This window comes from Pseudoduganella aquatica (assembly GCF_020865585.1).
GTDB lineage: Bacteria > Pseudomonadota > Gammaproteobacteria > Burkholderiales > Burkholderiaceae_D > Rugamonas > Rugamonas aquatica_A.
Genome location: NZ_CP086370.1, coordinates 3,138,208 through 3,152,546 on the forward strand (window position 1 = coordinate 3,138,208; position 14,339 = coordinate 3,152,546).

Genomic DNA, 14,339 nt, shown 5'->3' on the forward strand with positions numbered 1-14,339 from the left:
CTGGTTGTTGGATGGGGCGTTTATTGTTTGGCTGCGGCGCCGCTGGTATGCAGCAGCGACAGGCCGAGTTGGGCGCGGCGCGTCAGCCAGGGGCTGGGGCGGTAGCGCGGGTCGCCGGTCTGGCGCAGCAGATTGTTCAGGATGGCGAATACGCGTCGCGGGCCGAGGTGGTTGCCCCAGGCGAGCGGTCCGCGCGGGTAGCCCAGACCGAGCGTGACGGCGCTGTCCAGGTCGGACGGCGTGCAGATGCCTTGCTGGACGATGTCGCAGCCGATGTTGATGATGGTGGCCAGCACGCGCTGCACGATGAAGCCGGCGCTGTCGCTGATCAGGGTGGCGGGGCGGCCGCCTTGCTCGAACAGGGCGAGCAGGCTGGCGGCCAGCGCGGTGTCTGTGGCGGGGTTGAGCATCAGCGTGGCGTGGGCGGTGCTGAGTGGGTCTATACCGAGCGTGCGGCCTGGGTCGAGGTCCAGCCGCGCTACGCAGGTGCTGACGTCTTCGCCCAGTGGGGCCACCAGGCACAGGGCATTGGCGGAGGGCCGGGGCGCGGCTTCGATGTCGGCGCCGAGGCCGCGCAGCAGCTCCGCCAGGCTGGCGTGGGTTTCGGCGTCGGGTGCGTCCAGCCAGATTGGGCCCGCCCAGGCGGTAGCGGTGGCGCTGGCGGCCTGCGGTTCAGCCTTTCCATCGTCATAGCGGTAGAAGCCGCGCGCGGTCTTCTTGCCCAGCAGGCCGGCGGACAGCCGCTGCGCGGTGATAGGGCTGGGGCGGTAGCGCGGCTCCTGGTAGTACTGGCGGTAGATCGATTCCATTACCGGGTGCGACACATCGAGTCCGGTCAGGTCGAGCAGCTGGAAGGGGCCGAGGCGGAAGCCTGCAGCGCCGCGCAGCACGGCGTCCACTTGAGCGAAATCGGCCACGGTTTCCTGGACGATCTTGAGCGCTTCGGTGAGGTAGCCGCGCCCCGCGTGGTTGACGATAAAGCCCGGGGTGTCGCTGGCCTGCACCGGCGTGTGGCCGATACGGTGAACGAAGGCGGTGAGCGCTTCCGTGGCGCTGGCGTTGGTGAGCGCGCCTGCGATCACTTCCACCACCTTCATCAGCGGCACGGGGTTGAAGAAGTGGCAGCCCGCGATGCGGCCCGGCAGCTGCGCTCCGGCGGCAATGGCGGTCACGGACAGCGATGAGGTATTCGTCGCCAGCACGCAGCCGGGATGGACGATGGCTTCGAGCGCGTCGAATAGCGCGCGCTTGGCTTCCAGCTGTTCGATGATGGCTTCGATAATGATGTCGCAGTCCGCCAGCGCGTGCAGCGAGGCGGCGGCGTGCAGTTTCAGGCCGGCCGCGCCGGCCGCATCCGGCGTGAGCTTGCCCTTGGTCGCCAGCGTGGAGAATTGCTCGCGCACAGTGGCCACGGCTTTATCGGCCGCGCCGTCCTGCACGTCGTACAACAGAACGGTGATGCCGGCCTGCGCCGCCACCTGCGCGATGCCGCGCCCCATGGCGCCCGCACCCGCTACGCCCAGCGTGAGCTTGCTGAGCGTAGCTGTCATGCTGGTTCCGGCACGATGGCGGTGACTTCAATTTCCACCTTGGCCTCGTCCTCGATCAGGCCCGCCACCTGCACCGCCGTCATGGCGGGGAAGTGGCGGCCGAACACGGCGCGGTAGGCCGCGCCGATTTCCTTGTAGGCGGCGACGTATTCCTTTTTGTCGATCACGTACCACGTCATGCGCACAACGTGTTCCGGGCCTGCATTGGCTTCGGCCAGCACGGCGACGATGTTGCGCAGTGCCTGTTCTACCTGGCCCGCGAAGTCGCTGGTGTGGAAACGGCCTTCCGCGTCCCAGCCTATCATGCCGCTGACGCAGACGGTGCGGCCGCTGGCGGCCACGCCGTTGGCGTATCCCTTGGGCTGTACCCAGCCTGGTGGTTGCAGGAATTGCATGGTGTCCCTTTCGTTTTTATGTGCGCAGCATTTCGCGCGCGATGATCAGTTGCTGGACTTCGGAGGCGCCTTCGTAGATGCGCAGCGAGCGGATTTCGCGGTACAGCCTTTCCACCGGATGCTCGCTGACCACGCCCAGGCCGCCGAACATCTGCACCGCCGCGTCGATCACCTGCTGCGCGGTCTCGGTGGCGGTGAGCTTGGCCATGGCGGCTTCCTTGGTCACGTTCCGGCCCTGGTCGCGCTGCCAGGCGGCGCGGTACGTGAGCAGGGCGGCGGCGTCGATGCCGGTTGCCATCTGCGCCAGCTTGGCCTGGGTCAGCTGGAAGTCGGCCAGGGTCTGGCCGAACATCTTGCGCTGCTTGGCGTGCGCCAGCGCTTCGTCCAGCGCGCGGCGGGCAAAGCCCAGCGCGGCGGCGGCGACGGAGGTGCGGAACACGTCCAGCGTGGCCATGGCCACCTTGAAGCCCTGGCCGGCTTCGCCCAGGCGCTGCGCCGCAGGGATGCGGCAGTTGGAGAACTTCAGCCGCGCCAGCGGATGCGGGGCGATCACGTTGATGCGCTCTGCGATCTCGAAGCCCGGCGTGCCCGCTTCCACGATAAAGGCGGAGATGCCGCGTGCGCCCGGCTGCTCGCCGGTGCGGGCGAACACCACGTAGAAGTCGGCGATGCCGCCGTTGGAGATCCAGGTCTTTTCGCCGTTCAGGACGTAGCTGTCGCCATCCTGCACGGCGGCGCACTGCATGGCCGCCACGTCGGAACCGGCTTGCGGTTCGGACAGCGCGAAGGCAGCTATGGCTTCGCCGCGCGCCACGCGGGGCAGATAGGTTTCGCGGTTGGCGTCGCTGCCGAACAGGCTGATGGCGCCCGAGCCCAGCCCCTGCATGGCGAAGGCGAAATCGGCCAGGCCGTTGTGGCGCGCCAGCGTTTCGCGGATCAGGCACAGGGCGCGGGTGTCGATCACGTCCGCGCCGCCGCCGTGGCGGGTGCCGGCGATGGCGTGCGCCAGCCAGCCGGACTGGCCCAGCAGGGCGACCAGCGCGCGGCAGGCCGCGTCCACTTCGTGCCCGTGCTCCTGGGTGATGTGCTGCGTGGCCCAGCTGTCCAGCTCCTGCTCGAGCTGGCGGTGGCGCGGCTCCAGGAAGGGCCAGCTCAGGTAATTTTTATCGGACATGGCGTCTCCTTAATTGCCTTCGAATTCAGGTTTTTGCTTGGCCACGAAAGCGTGGTAGGCGCGGTGGAAGTCGTTGGTGGCCATGCAAATGGCCTGCGCCTGCGCTTCCGCTTCGATGGCTTCGTCCACGCCCATATTCCACTCCTGCTGCAGCATCTTCTTGGTCATGCCGTGCGCGAAGGTGGGACCGCTGGCCAGGCCTTGCGCCAGCGCCTGTGCCGCTTGCAGCAGCGCGGCCGGTTCGTGCAGGCTGTTGAAGAAGCCCCAGCGTTCGCCCTCGGGACCGGCCATGGAGCGGCCGGTGAACAGCAGTTCGGCGGCGCGGCCCTGGCCGATCAATCGCGGCAGCAGGGCGCAGGCGCCCATGTCGCAGCCGGCCAGGCCCACGCGGGTGAACAGGAAGGCGGTCTTGCTGCGCTCCGTGCCCAGGCGCATATCGGAGGCCATGGCCAGGATGGCGCCCGCGCCGGCGCATACGCCGTCGATGGCGGCAATGACCGGCTGCGGGCAGACGCGCACGGCTTTCACCAGGTCGCCAGTCATGCGGGTGAAGGCCAGCAGGCCGGGCATGTCCAGCTTGGTGAGCGGGCCGATGATGTCGTGCACGTCGCCGCCGGAGCAGAAGTTTTCTCCGGCGCCGGTGATGACGACGGCTTTCACGTCCTCCGCGTAGGCCAGCGCGCGGAACAGGTCGCGCAGTTCGGCATAGGATTCGAAGGTGAGCGGGTTCTTGCGTTCGGGGCGGTTCAGCGTCAGCGTGGCGACGCCGGCCTGCACTTCAAACTTGAAGTGGGAGGCCTGGTAGCCTGCCAGCGAGAGGCTGTTGCCGGGCAGCTGGTGCGGGGTTCCGGGAAGGTGGCGCATGGGGTATTCCTTCTTCATTCTTCGTGTTGGGGGCCGTCGCTCAGATGGCCTTTCATGCGCGACAGCAGCGCGATCATGTCGTTCTTTTCCTGCACCGACAGGCCATCCAGCATGTCGGCGATCCAGCCTTCGTGCACCAGCGCCATGCGCTCGAAGGAGCGGCGCCCGGCGGCGGTGAGCTTCACGCTGTAGGCGCGGCGGTCTTTCGGGTCCGGCACGCGCAGCACCAGTTTTTCATGTTCCAGCTGGTCGGTGATGCCGGTGATATTGCCGCCGGTGACCATCATGCGCTTGGACAGTTCGCCCATGCGGAGTCCTTCGGGGTGGCGCTGCAGCTGCGCCATCAAGTCGAAGCGGGGCAGGGTGATGCCGAATTCGTTGCGCAGCCGGGTGCGGATTTCGCTCTCTATCATGGTGGTGCAGGACAGCATGCGCAGCCACAGCTTGAGCGACTGGTGGTGGTCCTGCGTCAGGCGCGACTCCAGGTCGAACACCTGGGAGCCCGGCGCCGGCGCTGGCGCGGGTACGGCCTGCAAGACGGCCTTGGCTGGTAATTTGCGCGTCATTCTTCTGCTCCTTACATGATCTCGCCGCCGGCCACGGCCAGCGATTGGCCGGTCATGGCGCTGGCGCCGGGCTGGCACAGCCAGGCCACGGCGTTGGCTACCTGGTCCGGCTGGACCAGTTGTTTCTGCGGGTTGCCCGCCGCCAGTTCGGCGCGCGCCTGCTCTTCGCTGCGGCCGGTCTTGGCGACGATGTTGGCGACGGCGTCCTTGACGATATCGGTTTCCGTGTAGCCGGGGCAGACCGCATTCACGGTGATGCCCTTGGTGGCCAGTTCCAGCGCCAGCGAACGCGTGAGGCCGATCACGCCGTGCTTGGCGGCGCAGTAGGCGGACACGTAGGCGTAGCCCGTCATGCCTGCGGTGCTGGCGATGTTGACGATGCGGCCCCAGCCCGCCGCCAGCATGCCCGGCAGCGCGGCCTGGATGCAGTGGTAGGTGCCGTCCAGATTCACCGCCATCATCTGGCGCCAGATGTCGTCGCCGGTCTTGGCGAAGGGGGCGGAGGCGGCTTGGCCCGCGTTGTTGACCAGGATGGCGATGGGGCCGTGGCGGCGCGCCGCCTCGGCCAGCGCCGCGTTGACGGATTCGCGGCTGGTGACGTCGACGGTGACGAAGTCGATGGCGCAGCCGCCAGTTTCGGAGGACGGCCCGGCGGTCAGCGCGGACGCCAGCTCGCGCGCCGTCTGTTCCAGCACCGCTGCCGTGCGCCCGGCCAGCGTGACGCGCGCACCTTGCAGCAGCAGGGCATGCGCAATGGCGCTGCCGATGCCGCGTCCGCCGCCGGTGACGAAAGCGTGTTTGCCTTGCAGCGTTCCGCCGGCGGCCGAAGGCACACCCTGGATACCTGGCTTCATGCTCATCCTTCCAGCAACTTGGCTGCGATCTGCTGCGGCGTCATGCCGCTGCTGGCTGCTGCAATCTGGCGCTCGCGCTCCAGGTTGCGCTCCAGCTGCACTTTGCCCGCCGTGTACTGCTGCGGCCATTCCACGTCCAGGTAGCCGATCTTGGCCGCCTCGGTCAGCGTCCATGCCGGGTTGGCCAGGTGCGGGCGCGCCACGGCGCACAGGTCTGCGCGGCCGGCGGCGATGATGCTGTTGGCATGGTCCGCCTCGAAGATGGCGCCCACGGCGATGGTCGGTATCCCCGCCTCGTTGCGCACGCGGTCCGCGAACGGGGTCTGGAACATGCGGCCGTAGATGGGCTTTTCGCGCTTGCTGACCTGGCCGGACGAGCAGTCGATCATGTCCGCGCCGGCCGCTTTGAACAGGCGGGCGATGGTCACCGCGTCGTCCGGCGTGATGCCGCCTTCGACCCAGTCATGCGCGGAAATGCGCACGCTGATCGGCTTGTCTTGCGGCCAGGCGGCGCGCACGGCCTTGAATACTTCCAGCGGATAGCGGCAGCGGTTTTCCAGCGAGCCGCCGTATTCGTCCTGGCGCTGGTTGGTCAGCGGCGAGATGAAGGACGACAGCAGGTAGCCGTGCGCGCAGTGCAGTTCCAGCCAGTCGAAGCCCGCTTCGGCCGCCGCCACGGTGGCGGAGACGAAATCGGCCTTGATGCGTGCCATGTCTTCGGCCGTGGCGGCGCGCGCCGTTTGGGATACGCCGGGCAGGTATTGCTGTTCGGAGGCCGACACCAGCGGCCAGTTGCCGCTTTCCAGCGGCTGGTCTATGCCGTCCCAGGCGCGGCGGGTGGAGCCCTTGGCGCCGGCGTGGCCGATCTGCATGGCGATCTTGGCGCTGGTGTTGTTGTGCACGAAGTCGACGATGCGCTTCCAGGCTGCCGTGTGTTCCGGCTTGTACAGGCCGGGGCAGGCCGGCGTGATGCGCGCGTCGGCGGACACGCAGGTCATTTCGGCGAATACCAGGCCGGCGCCGCCCTGTGCGCGCGCGCCCAGGTGCACCAGGTGGTAGTCGCCCGCCACGCCGTCCACCGCCGAATACTGGGCCATGGGCGAGACCACGATGCGGTTTTTCAGCAGGGTGCCGCGCAGCTTGAACGGCGTGAGCATGGGTGGAATGCTGTGGCGGCCGGCCGCAGGCGGCGGCAGCCCGGCCTGCGCGTGGGCGTGTTCGGCGATCCAGCCTTCGTAGCGCTCGACGTAGCCGGCGTCGCGCACGCGCAGGTTCTCGTGCGACAGGCGCTGGCTGCGCGTGAGCATGGAATAGGCAAACTGCTCGGCTTCCATGGCGGTGTAGCGGTCCACGTTTTCGAACCATTCCATGGAGTTGCGCGCGGCGCTCTGGATCTTCAGCACTTCCACGGCGCGCACGCGCTGGTAGGCGTCCAGCACCTGCTCCATGCCTTGCTCTCCATGTTTTTCAAAGCAGCGCGCCAGCTCGATCGCATCCTCCAGCGCCAGCTTGGTGCCGGAGCCGATGGAGAAGTGCGCGCTGTGGGCGGCGTCGCCCATCAGCACCACGGGCACGCGCTTGCCGCCCACGGTGTTCCAGTGCACCCAGTTGTTGCAGATGATGCGCGGGAAGGTGCTCCACGCCGCCGAGCCACGAAGATGAGTGGCGTTGCTGATCAGCGGATTGCCGTCCAGGTGCTTGGCGAACAGGCGCTCGCAGTAGGCGATGGATTCCTGCTGGCTCATCTGGTCCAACCCGGCCTTGCGCCACACTTCCTCCGGCGTTTCGACGATGAAGGTGGAGGTGTCGCCGTCGTACTGGTAGGCGTGGGCCTGGAACCAGCCGTGCTCCGTCTGCTCAAAGGCGAAAGTGAAGGCGGAGAACAGCTTCTTGGTGCCCAGCCAGACGAAGCGGCAGTTGCGCTGCTCGATGTCCGGCTGGTAGCTGGCGGCGTAGCGGGTGCGGATGCGGCTGTTCAGGCCATCGCTGGCGATCACCAGGTCGGCATTGTAGGCGGCCGCGATTTCCTGGTCGTCGGCGACGTCGGTCTCGAACACCAGCTTCACGCCCAGTTCTTCGCAGCGGCTTTGCAGGATGTTGAGCAGGCGCTTGCGGCCTATGCCGCAGAAGCCGTGGCCTCCCGAGGTGACTTTGGCGCCCTTGAAGTGGGTGTCGATGTCGTCCCAGTGGTTGAAGGACTGCAGGATGGTGCGCGCGGTCTGCTCGTCGGCGTTGACCAGGTTGCCCAGGGTTTGGTCTGAGAACACCACGCCCCAGCCAAAGGTGTCGTAGGCGCGGTTGCGCTCGACGACGGTGATCTGGTTGGCTGGGTTCTGCTTTTTCATCAGCAGGCCGAAATACAGTCCGGCGGGGCCGCCGCCTATGCAGGTGATGTTCATGGTGTCTTCCTTATTGCAGCTTGCAGGCGCCGACGTAGGCGTCCTGGTGGGCGTCGAATACCACGCCCAGGGTGCGGTTGGTGATGCGTCCCTGGCCGTCCTTGCCTATCATGCGGGCGTAATATTTCTGGACCGGGAAGTGGTTGCGGTTGAACTTGAAGTCGCCGCGCACGGACTTGAAGCTGGCCGCTTGCAGCGCCTTGCCCACGCCGGCCTTGTCCGCCAGGTTGCCTTTGACGGCGCGCACGGCCGAATCCATCAGCATGGCGGCGTCGTAGCCTTGCGATGCGTAGAGGCTGGGCAGGCGGCCGTAGGTTTTCTCGAAGTCGGCGACGAAGCGCTTGTTCTGTGGATTGTCGATGTCGTGGCCCCACTGCGAGGCGTTGAACATGCCCAGCATGGGCGCGCCCACGGCGCGGATGATGTCCTCGTCGGCCGAGAAGCCGGGGCCGAACAGCTGCAGGTTTTTCGACAGGCCGGCGTCCACGAACTGCTTGATGAAGTTGATGCCCATGCCGCCCGGCAGGAAGATGTAGACCGCGTCCGCCTTCAGCGCGCGCAGCTGCGCCAGTTCGGTGCCGTAGTCCAGCTGGCCCAGCTTGGTGTAGATTTCATCGGCCACCTTGCCTTTGTAATAGCGCTTGAAGCCGGCCAGCGCGTCCTTGCCTGCCGGGTAGTTGGGCGCGATCAGGGCCACGTTCTTGAAGCCGCGTTGCTGCACCTGCTGGCCAACCGCCTCGTGCAGGTTGTCGTTCTGCCAGGCCACGTTGTAGAAATAGGGGTTGCACTGTTCGCCGGCGTATTGCGAAGGGCCGGCGTTGGCGCTGACGAAGTAGGTCTTGGAGTTGAACACCGTGGGGCCGACCGCCAGCATCAGGTTGGAGAACACGATGCCGCTCATGAAGTCGACCTTGTCCTTCTTGATCATCTTGTCCACCAGCTGCTTGGCCACGTCGGGCGATTGCTGGTCGTCGCCGGTGATCACTTCCACCGGCAGGTTGCCCATCTTGTTGCCCAGGTGGGTGAGCGCGAGCGCGAAGCCGTCGCGGATATCCACGCCCAGGCCTGCGCCGGCGCCGGACAGCGTGGTCACCATGCCGACCTTCACGCTGTCTGCGGCGAGCGCGGGGGCGGCGGCACTGGACAGGGCGGCTACGGCTGCGGCGGCGAGGGCGGTGTGGCGTAGGGTGATGGCGGTGAATTTCACTGGCGGCTCCTGGTTGGGTGGTGGGACGGGTTGTTCACTGGCTTACTTGGCCGGCGCGCTGCGCAGCACATGGCGCTGCAGCTTGCCGCTCTGGGTGCGCGGCAGCGCCGCCAGGAATTCTACGGCGCGCGGGTACTTGTACGGCGCCACGGTTTGTTTTACATGCTCCTGCAGGGCGCGCGCCAGTTCCGCGCTGGCGTCATGGCCTTGGCGCAGCACTACGAAAGCTTTAACGATCTGGCCGCGTTCCTCGTCCGGCCATCCGACCACGGCGCATTCGGCCACGGCCGGATGGCACATCAGCGCGTCCTCCACCTCGGGCGCGGCGATATTATAGCCAGCCGAAATGATCATGTCGTCGGTGCGGGCGTGGTACCAGAAATAGCCATCCTGGTCCATGCGGTAGGCGTCGCCGGTGAGGTTCCAGCCGTTGCGCACATACTGCTCCTGGCGCGCGTCGTCCAGGTAGCGGCAGCCGGTGGGGCCTTTCACGGCCAGCTGGCCCACTTCGCCGGGCGGCAGCGGCTTGCCGTCCGGGCCGAGCACGCAGGCCTGGTAGCCGGGAATGGCCTTGCCGGTGGCGCCGGGCCGCACTTCCTCGCCCGCCGCCGAGATAAAGATGTGCAGCATTTCGGTGGCGCCGATGCCGTCGATGATTTCCAGGCCGGTGCTCTCGCGCCACAGCGTGCGCGTGGCGGTGGGCAGGGCCTCGCCCGCCGACACGGCCTTCTGCAGCGAGGACAGGTCGTAGGCCTGCGCCAGCGGCGCCATCAGGCGGTAGAAGGTGGGGGCGGTGAAGCAGATGGTGGCGCGGAAGTCCTGGATGGCTTTCAGCAGCAGGTCCGGCGTGAGGCGGTCCAGCAGCACGGCGGCGGCGCCCACGCGCAGCGGGAACAGCAGCAGGCCGCCCAGGCCGAAGGTGAAGGCCAGCGGCGGCGTGCCGATAAACACGTCGCTGGCTTTGGTGCACAGCGTGGAGCGTGGGAAGCAGTCGCAGATGGCCAGCACGTCGCGGTGGAAGTGCATGGTGCCCTTGGGGACGCCGGTGGTGCCGGAGGTGAAGCCGATGATGCAGACGTCGTCGGCGGCGGTGTCGGCGGCCTTGAAGCTGGAGGGCTGCTGCTGCATCAGCGCTTCCAGGCTGTCTGCACCGTCTGAGCCGAAGTAGACGGCGGGGCCTGCCATGGCGGTCTGGCCGCGCGCCAGTTCCATTTCCTCGGAAAGCGCGGCGGCGCACAGCACGGCGTTGACCTTGGCCTTGGTGAGCGCGGTGGAGAGTTCCTTGGCGCGCAGCAGCGGCATGGTGGGCACCAGCACGCAGCCCGCTTTAAGCACGGCCAGCGCGCAGGCCGCCATCATGGGGCTGTTGGCGCCGCGCAGCAGCACGCGGTTGCCCGCTTCCAGGCCCAGAGGGCCGCGCAGCGCGTGGGCGATGCGGTCCACTTTTTCCAGCAGTTCGGCGTAGGTCCACGATTCCTGGTAGCTGTGGATGGCGGGACGCTCGCCGAAGCCCTGTGCCACCATCTCGTCCAGCAGCGCGGCGGCGCAGTTCAGGCGGTCCGGATATTGCAGCTCCGGCAGGGTGGCCGCCATGTCCGGCCATAGCTCGCCGGGCGGCAGATTGTCCCTGGCGAAGGTGTCGGTGTAGCCTGTAGCGATCATTTCTGCTCCGTGTTGACTATGTCTGTGGGGGCGTTCGAACTGCTTGCTTTCCAGATGCTCTGAAATATACTTTAAGCTTAAAATATATAGGCGTCAAGATAAATGTCTCGCCTCAAAAAAACGCGTTGCCCTCCTGCGAAAAAGCTTGGAAAGACGCGGTTTTCGGGTAATATGCTTGAGGCTTAAAGTAATTTTGATGGCGTACTTCGGACAAGGATGGGTATGGATATCGCGCTACTGATCGAGCACGGCCTGAACGGCCTGCAATTCGGCCTGATGCTGTTTTTGCTGGCGGCCGGGCTGACACTGGTGCTGGGCATTATGGACCTGGTGAACCTGGCGCACGGTTCGCTCTATATGGCGGGCGCGTATTTCGCCGCCAGCTTCACCGGGCTGACCGGCTCCTACTGGCTGGGGCTGCTGCTGGCCGTGGGCGCGACGGCGCTGCTGGGCGTGGTGCTGGAGCTCGCCGTGGTGCGCAGGCTGTACCGGCGCGACCACCTGTCGCAGGTGCTGGCCACGTTTGCGCTCATCCTCATCTTCAACCAGGCCGCCCGCATGCTGTGGGGCGCCGCGCCCATTTCGCTGAACGTGCCGGCCGCGCTGGCCACGCCGGTGCAGTTCACGCAGGACTTCAGCTATTCGGCCTACCGCCTGTTCATTATCGGCGCGGGCCTGGCGGTGGCGCTGCTGCTGTACTTCGTGGTGGTGAAGACCCGCATCGGCATGGTGGTGCGGGCCGGCGCGTCCAACCGGGAAATGGCGGTGGTGATGGGCGCCAGCATAGGCCGCGTGTTCACGCTGCTGTTCGCCTTCGGCGCCGCGCTGTGCGGCCTGGCGGGCGCCTTGCTCGGTCCCATACTCACGGTGCAGTCGGGCATGGGGGAGGGCATATTGATACTGGCGTTCGTGGTCATCGTCATCGGCGGCATCGGCTCGATCCGGGGCGCGCTGGCCGGGGCGCTGCTGGTGGGCATGGTGGATACGCTGAGCCGCACCCTGCTGCCCGTGCTTACGCGCTCGCTGGCGCCGGAGGGGCTGATGGCCGACCTGGGCGCGGCGCTGTCATCGATGCTGATCTACATCCTGATGGCCGCCGTGCTGTTCTTTAAACCCGAGGGCTTGTTCCCCGCACGCGGCTAGGAGCCCACCATGCACAGCAATCTGCACCACCAACTCCCGCTGCCGCGCACCCTGGCGCTGCTGGCGGTTTTCCTGGCCTTTCCGCTGGGCGCCCAGGCTTTGGGCCAGGAGTTCTATGTGAGCATGGCCTGCCGCCTGATGATTTTCGCGCTGGCGGCCAGCAGCCTCAATCTCATTCTCGGCTTCGGCGGCATGGTCAGCCTGGGCCACGCGGCCTATTTCGGCGCCGGGGCATACGCGGTCGGCATCCTGATGCAGCACGGCGTGGCGTCGGCCTGGATTGCCTGGCCGCTGGCCATGCTGGTGGGCGGGCTGTTGGCGCTGGCGATAGGCGCGCTGTGCCTGCGCACGCGCGGCATCTACTTCATCATGATCACGCTGGCTTTCGCGCAGATGGTGTACTACCTGTTCATCTCCCTGCGCAGCTACGGCGGCGAGGACGGCTTGAACCTCATGTCGCGCTCCTCGCTCGGCCTGCCGGGCGTGGACCTGTCGGGCGACACGGCCTTTTATTACGTGGTGCTGGCTTTGCTGGCGGCCTGCTTGCTGCTGCTGCACCGTTTGGTCAATTCCCGCTTCGGCCGCGTGCTGCAGGCGGTGCGCGAGAATGAAACGCGCATGGCCGCCATCGGCTACCCGGTGTTCCGCTACAAGCTGACCTGCTTCGCCATCGCCGGTGCGCTCGCCGGGCTGGCGGGTGCGCTGATCGCCAACCAGAACATGCTGGTGAGCCCCAGCCTGGTGCACTGGACCCAGTCCGGCAGCCTGATGGTGATGGTGATCCTGGGCGGCGCGGGCTATTTCTGGGGCGGCGCGCTGGGCGCTTTCGCCTTGCTGTTGCTGGAGGAAGTTCTGTCCGGCTATACCGAGCACTGGCAGCTGCCTTTGGGCGTGCTGCTGCTGATCGTGGTGCTGGTGCTGCCGAAGGGGATGGCCAGCCTGGCGGACCGTTTCACTACCAAGGGAGCCGGAAAATGAGCGCGCTGCTGGAACTGCAAGGACTGGTCAAGCGCTACGGCGGCCTGACCGCGACGCACAACCTCAACCTGACCGTGAACGCGGGCGAGATCCACGCCATCATCGGTCCCAACGGCGCGGGAAAAACCACGCTGATCCACCAGATTTCCGGCGCGCTGGCGTCGGATAGCGGCCGCATCGTCTTCGCCGGGACGGACGTCACGCGTGTGCCCATGCACTTGCGGGTGCAGGCCGGGCTGGCGCGCTCCTACCAGATCACCAATATCTTTCCGCGCTTTTCGGTGCTGGACAACCTGGCGCTGGCGGTGCAGGCGCGCAGCGGTTCCAGCATGCGTTTCTGGCGTCCTGCGGTAAGCGAGCGCGCGATGTTCGAGGAGGCGCGCGCGCTGGCGGACCGGGTGGGGTTGGGAGGGCAAGTGGATGGTTTGGCGGGCAATCTCGCACACGGCGCGCAGCGGCAGCTGGAGCTGGGCCTGGCGCTCGCCACGCGTCCGCGCCTGCTGCTGCTGGACGAGCCGATGGCCGGCATGGGCCACGAGGAATCGGTGGAGATGATACCGCTGATCGAAAGCCTGCGGCCGGAGATCGCGGTGCTGATCATCGAGCATGATATGGACGCCGTGTTCCGTATGGCGGACCGGATTTCGGTGCTGGTGTCCGGGCGCATTATCGCCACCGGCACGCCGGACCAGATCCGGTGCAATCTCGAGGTGAAGAAGGCCTATCTGGGCGACGAACTGGAAGACGAGGTGGCGGCATGAGCGCGATACTGAAGGTGCAGGACATTACGGCGGTCTATGGCAGCAGCCAGGTGCTGTTCGGCGTGACGTTCGAGATCAAGCGCGGCGACATCGCCACGCTGCTGGGCCGCAACGGCATGGGCAAGAGCACCACCATACGTTCGATTCTTGGGCTGAACCGCATCGGCAGCGGCAGCATCACCTTCAACGGCCAGCGCATCGACGCCATGGCCACGGACCGCATCGCCCGCGCCGGCGTGGCGATCGTGCCGGAAGGGCGGCAGATTTTTCCCAACCTGACGGTGGAGGAGAACCTGGTGGCTTTTTCGGCCAACCGGTCGAAGGCGGCTGAGCCGTGGACGCTGGCGCGCATTTACGAGCTGTTTCCGCGCTTGCGGGAGCGCTCGCGCAATATGGGCAAGCAGCTGTCCGGCGGCGAGCAGCAGATGCTGGCCATAGGCCGCGCGCTGATGACCAATCCGCATTTGCTGATTTTGGACGAGGCCACGGAAGGGCTGGCGCCGTTGATACGCGAGGAGATCTGGCATTGCCTGGAACGCCTGCGCAGCGTGGGGCAGACCACGCTGGTGATCGATAAATACGTGGAGCGGCTCACGCGCTTTGCGGACCAGCATACGATTATCGAGCGCGGCAAAGTGGTGTGGTCGGGCGATTCGCCCACGCTGCGGGCGGCGCCGGATGTTTGGCACCGCTACGTGGGGGTGTGAGGCTGGTGGCGGAGCTGGCGGGTTACGCGCGTAGCGCTAACCCGCCCTACGCAATAACCAATCCAGGTGACGAATCGTA

Annotated in this window: 13 protein-coding genes; 4 read left to right on the forward strand and 9 right to left on the reverse strand. The window is 66.6% G+C overall.

From position 1 onward, the window contains the following. Nucleotides 1–20 precede the first annotated feature (20 nt). Genes KT882_RS14025 through KT882_RS14065 form a run of 9 tightly spaced genes read right to left on the reverse strand, consistent with a single transcriptional unit; the run spans nucleotide 21 to nucleotide 10,671 of the window. Nucleotides 21–1,550 carry a 3-hydroxyacyl-CoA dehydrogenase gene (locus KT882_RS14025; protein ID WP_161074292.1) on the reverse strand — a complete coding sequence of 510 codons (1,530 nt, stop codon included), beginning with the start codon at nucleotides 1,548–1,550 and terminating at the stop codon, nucleotides 21–23. Further along, a complete protein-coding gene (locus KT882_RS14030; protein ID WP_161074291.1) occupies nucleotides 1,547–1,945 on the reverse strand; it encodes a RidA family protein in 399 nt (132 codons plus the stop codon). Before KT882_RS14030 ends, KT882_RS14025 begins: the two co-directional genes overlap by 4 nt. Nucleotides 1,946–1,961: 16 nt before the next feature. Continuing rightward, nucleotides 1,962–3,119 carry an acyl-CoA dehydrogenase family protein gene (locus KT882_RS14035; protein ID WP_161074290.1) on the reverse strand — a complete coding sequence of 386 codons (1,158 nt, stop codon included), beginning with the start codon at nucleotides 3,117–3,119 and terminating at the stop codon, nucleotides 1,962–1,964. Between the two features lie 9 nt (nucleotides 3,120–3,128). After that, nucleotides 3,129–3,983 (reverse strand): enoyl-CoA hydratase family protein, encoded by an 855-nt coding sequence (locus KT882_RS14040; protein WP_161074289.1) that lies wholly within the window; start codon nucleotides 3,981–3,983, stop codon nucleotides 3,129–3,131. A 14-nt stretch (nucleotides 3,984–3,997) separates the two neighbouring features. Next, nucleotides 3,998–4,549, reverse strand: a complete 552-nt coding sequence (locus KT882_RS14045) for a MarR family winged helix-turn-helix transcriptional regulator (RefSeq protein WP_161074288.1) — start codon at nucleotides 4,547–4,549, stop codon at nucleotides 3,998–4,000. 11 nt (nucleotides 4,550–4,560) lie between these two features. After that, nucleotides 4,561–5,403, reverse strand: coding sequence for an SDR family NAD(P)-dependent oxidoreductase (locus tag KT882_RS14050; RefSeq protein ID WP_161074287.1), 843 nt, complete (start codon nucleotides 5,401–5,403; stop codon nucleotides 4,561–4,563). A 2-nt stretch (nucleotides 5,404–5,405) separates the two neighbouring features. Then, the gene (locus tag KT882_RS14055; protein ID WP_228896250.1) at nucleotides 5,406–7,802 is read right to left on the reverse strand and encodes a bifunctional salicylyl-CoA 5-hydroxylase/oxidoreductase; all 2,397 of its coding nucleotides are present in this window, start codon (nucleotides 7,800–7,802) and stop codon (nucleotides 5,406–5,408) included. Between the two features lie 10 nt (nucleotides 7,803–7,812). Then, a complete protein-coding gene (locus KT882_RS14060; RefSeq protein ID WP_228896252.1) occupies nucleotides 7,813–9,009 on the reverse strand; it encodes an ABC transporter substrate-binding protein in 1,197 nt (398 codons plus the stop codon). 42 nt (nucleotides 9,010–9,051) lie between these two features. Continuing rightward, nucleotides 9,052–10,671, reverse strand: coding sequence for an AMP-binding protein (locus KT882_RS14065; protein WP_228896255.1), 1,620 nt, complete (start codon nucleotides 10,669–10,671; stop codon nucleotides 9,052–9,054). Nucleotides 10,672–10,893: 222 nt separating this feature from the next. Here KT882_RS14065 and KT882_RS14070 point away from each other — a divergent pair, with 222 nt between their 5' ends. Genes KT882_RS14070 through KT882_RS14085 form a run of 4 tightly spaced genes read left to right on the forward strand, consistent with a single transcriptional unit; the run spans nucleotide 10,894 to nucleotide 14,260 of the window. Next, nucleotides 10,894–11,814: a branched-chain amino acid ABC transporter permease gene (locus KT882_RS14070; protein ID WP_161074284.1), complete on the forward strand. Its 921-nt coding sequence runs from the start codon at nucleotides 10,894–10,896 to the stop codon at nucleotides 11,812–11,814. 9 nt (nucleotides 11,815–11,823) lie between these two features. Then, on the forward strand, nucleotides 11,824–12,792 hold the full coding sequence (locus KT882_RS14075) for a branched-chain amino acid ABC transporter permease (RefSeq protein ID WP_161074283.1): 969 nt from the start codon (nucleotides 11,824–11,826) through the stop codon (nucleotides 12,790–12,792). Further along, entirely contained in the window at nucleotides 12,789–13,553 is a 765-nt protein-coding gene (locus KT882_RS14080) for an ABC transporter ATP-binding protein (protein WP_228896257.1), read from the forward strand. The genes KT882_RS14075 and KT882_RS14080 overlap by 4 nt, the downstream gene beginning before the upstream one ends. Further along, nucleotides 13,550–14,260 (forward strand): ABC transporter ATP-binding protein, encoded by a 711-nt coding sequence (locus KT882_RS14085; protein WP_228896259.1) that lies wholly within the window; start codon nucleotides 13,550–13,552, stop codon nucleotides 14,258–14,260. Before KT882_RS14080 ends, KT882_RS14085 begins: the two co-directional genes overlap by 4 nt. The last annotated feature ends 79 nt before the right edge of the window (nucleotides 14,261–14,339 follow it).

What these genes read in the sequence shown, in the direction of transcription:
- KT882_RS14025 (WP_161074292.1), bottom strand. Translation starts at nt 1,550, where the DNA reads ATGACAGCTACGCTCAGCAAGCTCACGCTGGGCGTAGCGGGTGCGGGC.
- KT882_RS14030 (WP_161074291.1), bottom strand. Translation starts at nt 1,945, where the DNA reads ATGCAATTCCTGCAACCACCAGGCTGGGTACAGCCCAAGGGATACGCC.
- KT882_RS14035 (WP_161074290.1), bottom strand. Translation starts at nt 3,119, where the DNA reads ATGTCCGATAAAAATTACCTGAGCTGGCCCTTCCTGGAGCCGCGCCAC.
- KT882_RS14040 (WP_161074289.1), bottom strand. Translation starts at nt 3,983, where the DNA reads ATGCGCCACCTTCCCGGAACCCCGCACCAGCTGCCCGGCAACAGCCTC.
- KT882_RS14045 (WP_161074288.1), bottom strand. Translation starts at nt 4,549, where the DNA reads ATGACGCGCAAATTACCAGCCAAGGCCGTCTTGCAGGCCGTACCCGCG.
- KT882_RS14050 (WP_161074287.1), bottom strand. Translation starts at nt 5,403, where the DNA reads ATGAAGCCAGGTATCCAGGGTGTGCCTTCGGCCGCCGGCGGAACGCTG.
- KT882_RS14055 (WP_228896250.1), bottom strand. Translation starts at nt 7,802, where the DNA reads ATGAACATCACCTGCATAGGCGGCGGCCCCGCCGGACTGTATTTCGGC.
- KT882_RS14065 (WP_228896255.1), bottom strand. Translation starts at nt 10,671, where the DNA reads ATGATCGCTACAGGCTACACCGACACCTTCGCCAGGGACAATCTGCCG.
- KT882_RS14070 (WP_161074284.1), top strand. Translation starts at nt 10,894, where the DNA reads ATGGATATCGCGCTACTGATCGAGCACGGCCTGAACGGCCTGCAATTC.
- KT882_RS14075 (WP_161074283.1), top strand. Translation starts at nt 11,824, where the DNA reads ATGCACAGCAATCTGCACCACCAACTCCCGCTGCCGCGCACCCTGGCG.
- KT882_RS14080 (WP_228896257.1), top strand. Translation starts at nt 12,789, where the DNA reads ATGAGCGCGCTGCTGGAACTGCAAGGACTGGTCAAGCGCTACGGCGGC.
- KT882_RS14085 (WP_228896259.1), top strand. Translation starts at nt 13,550, where the DNA reads ATGAGCGCGATACTGAAGGTGCAGGACATTACGGCGGTCTATGGCAGC.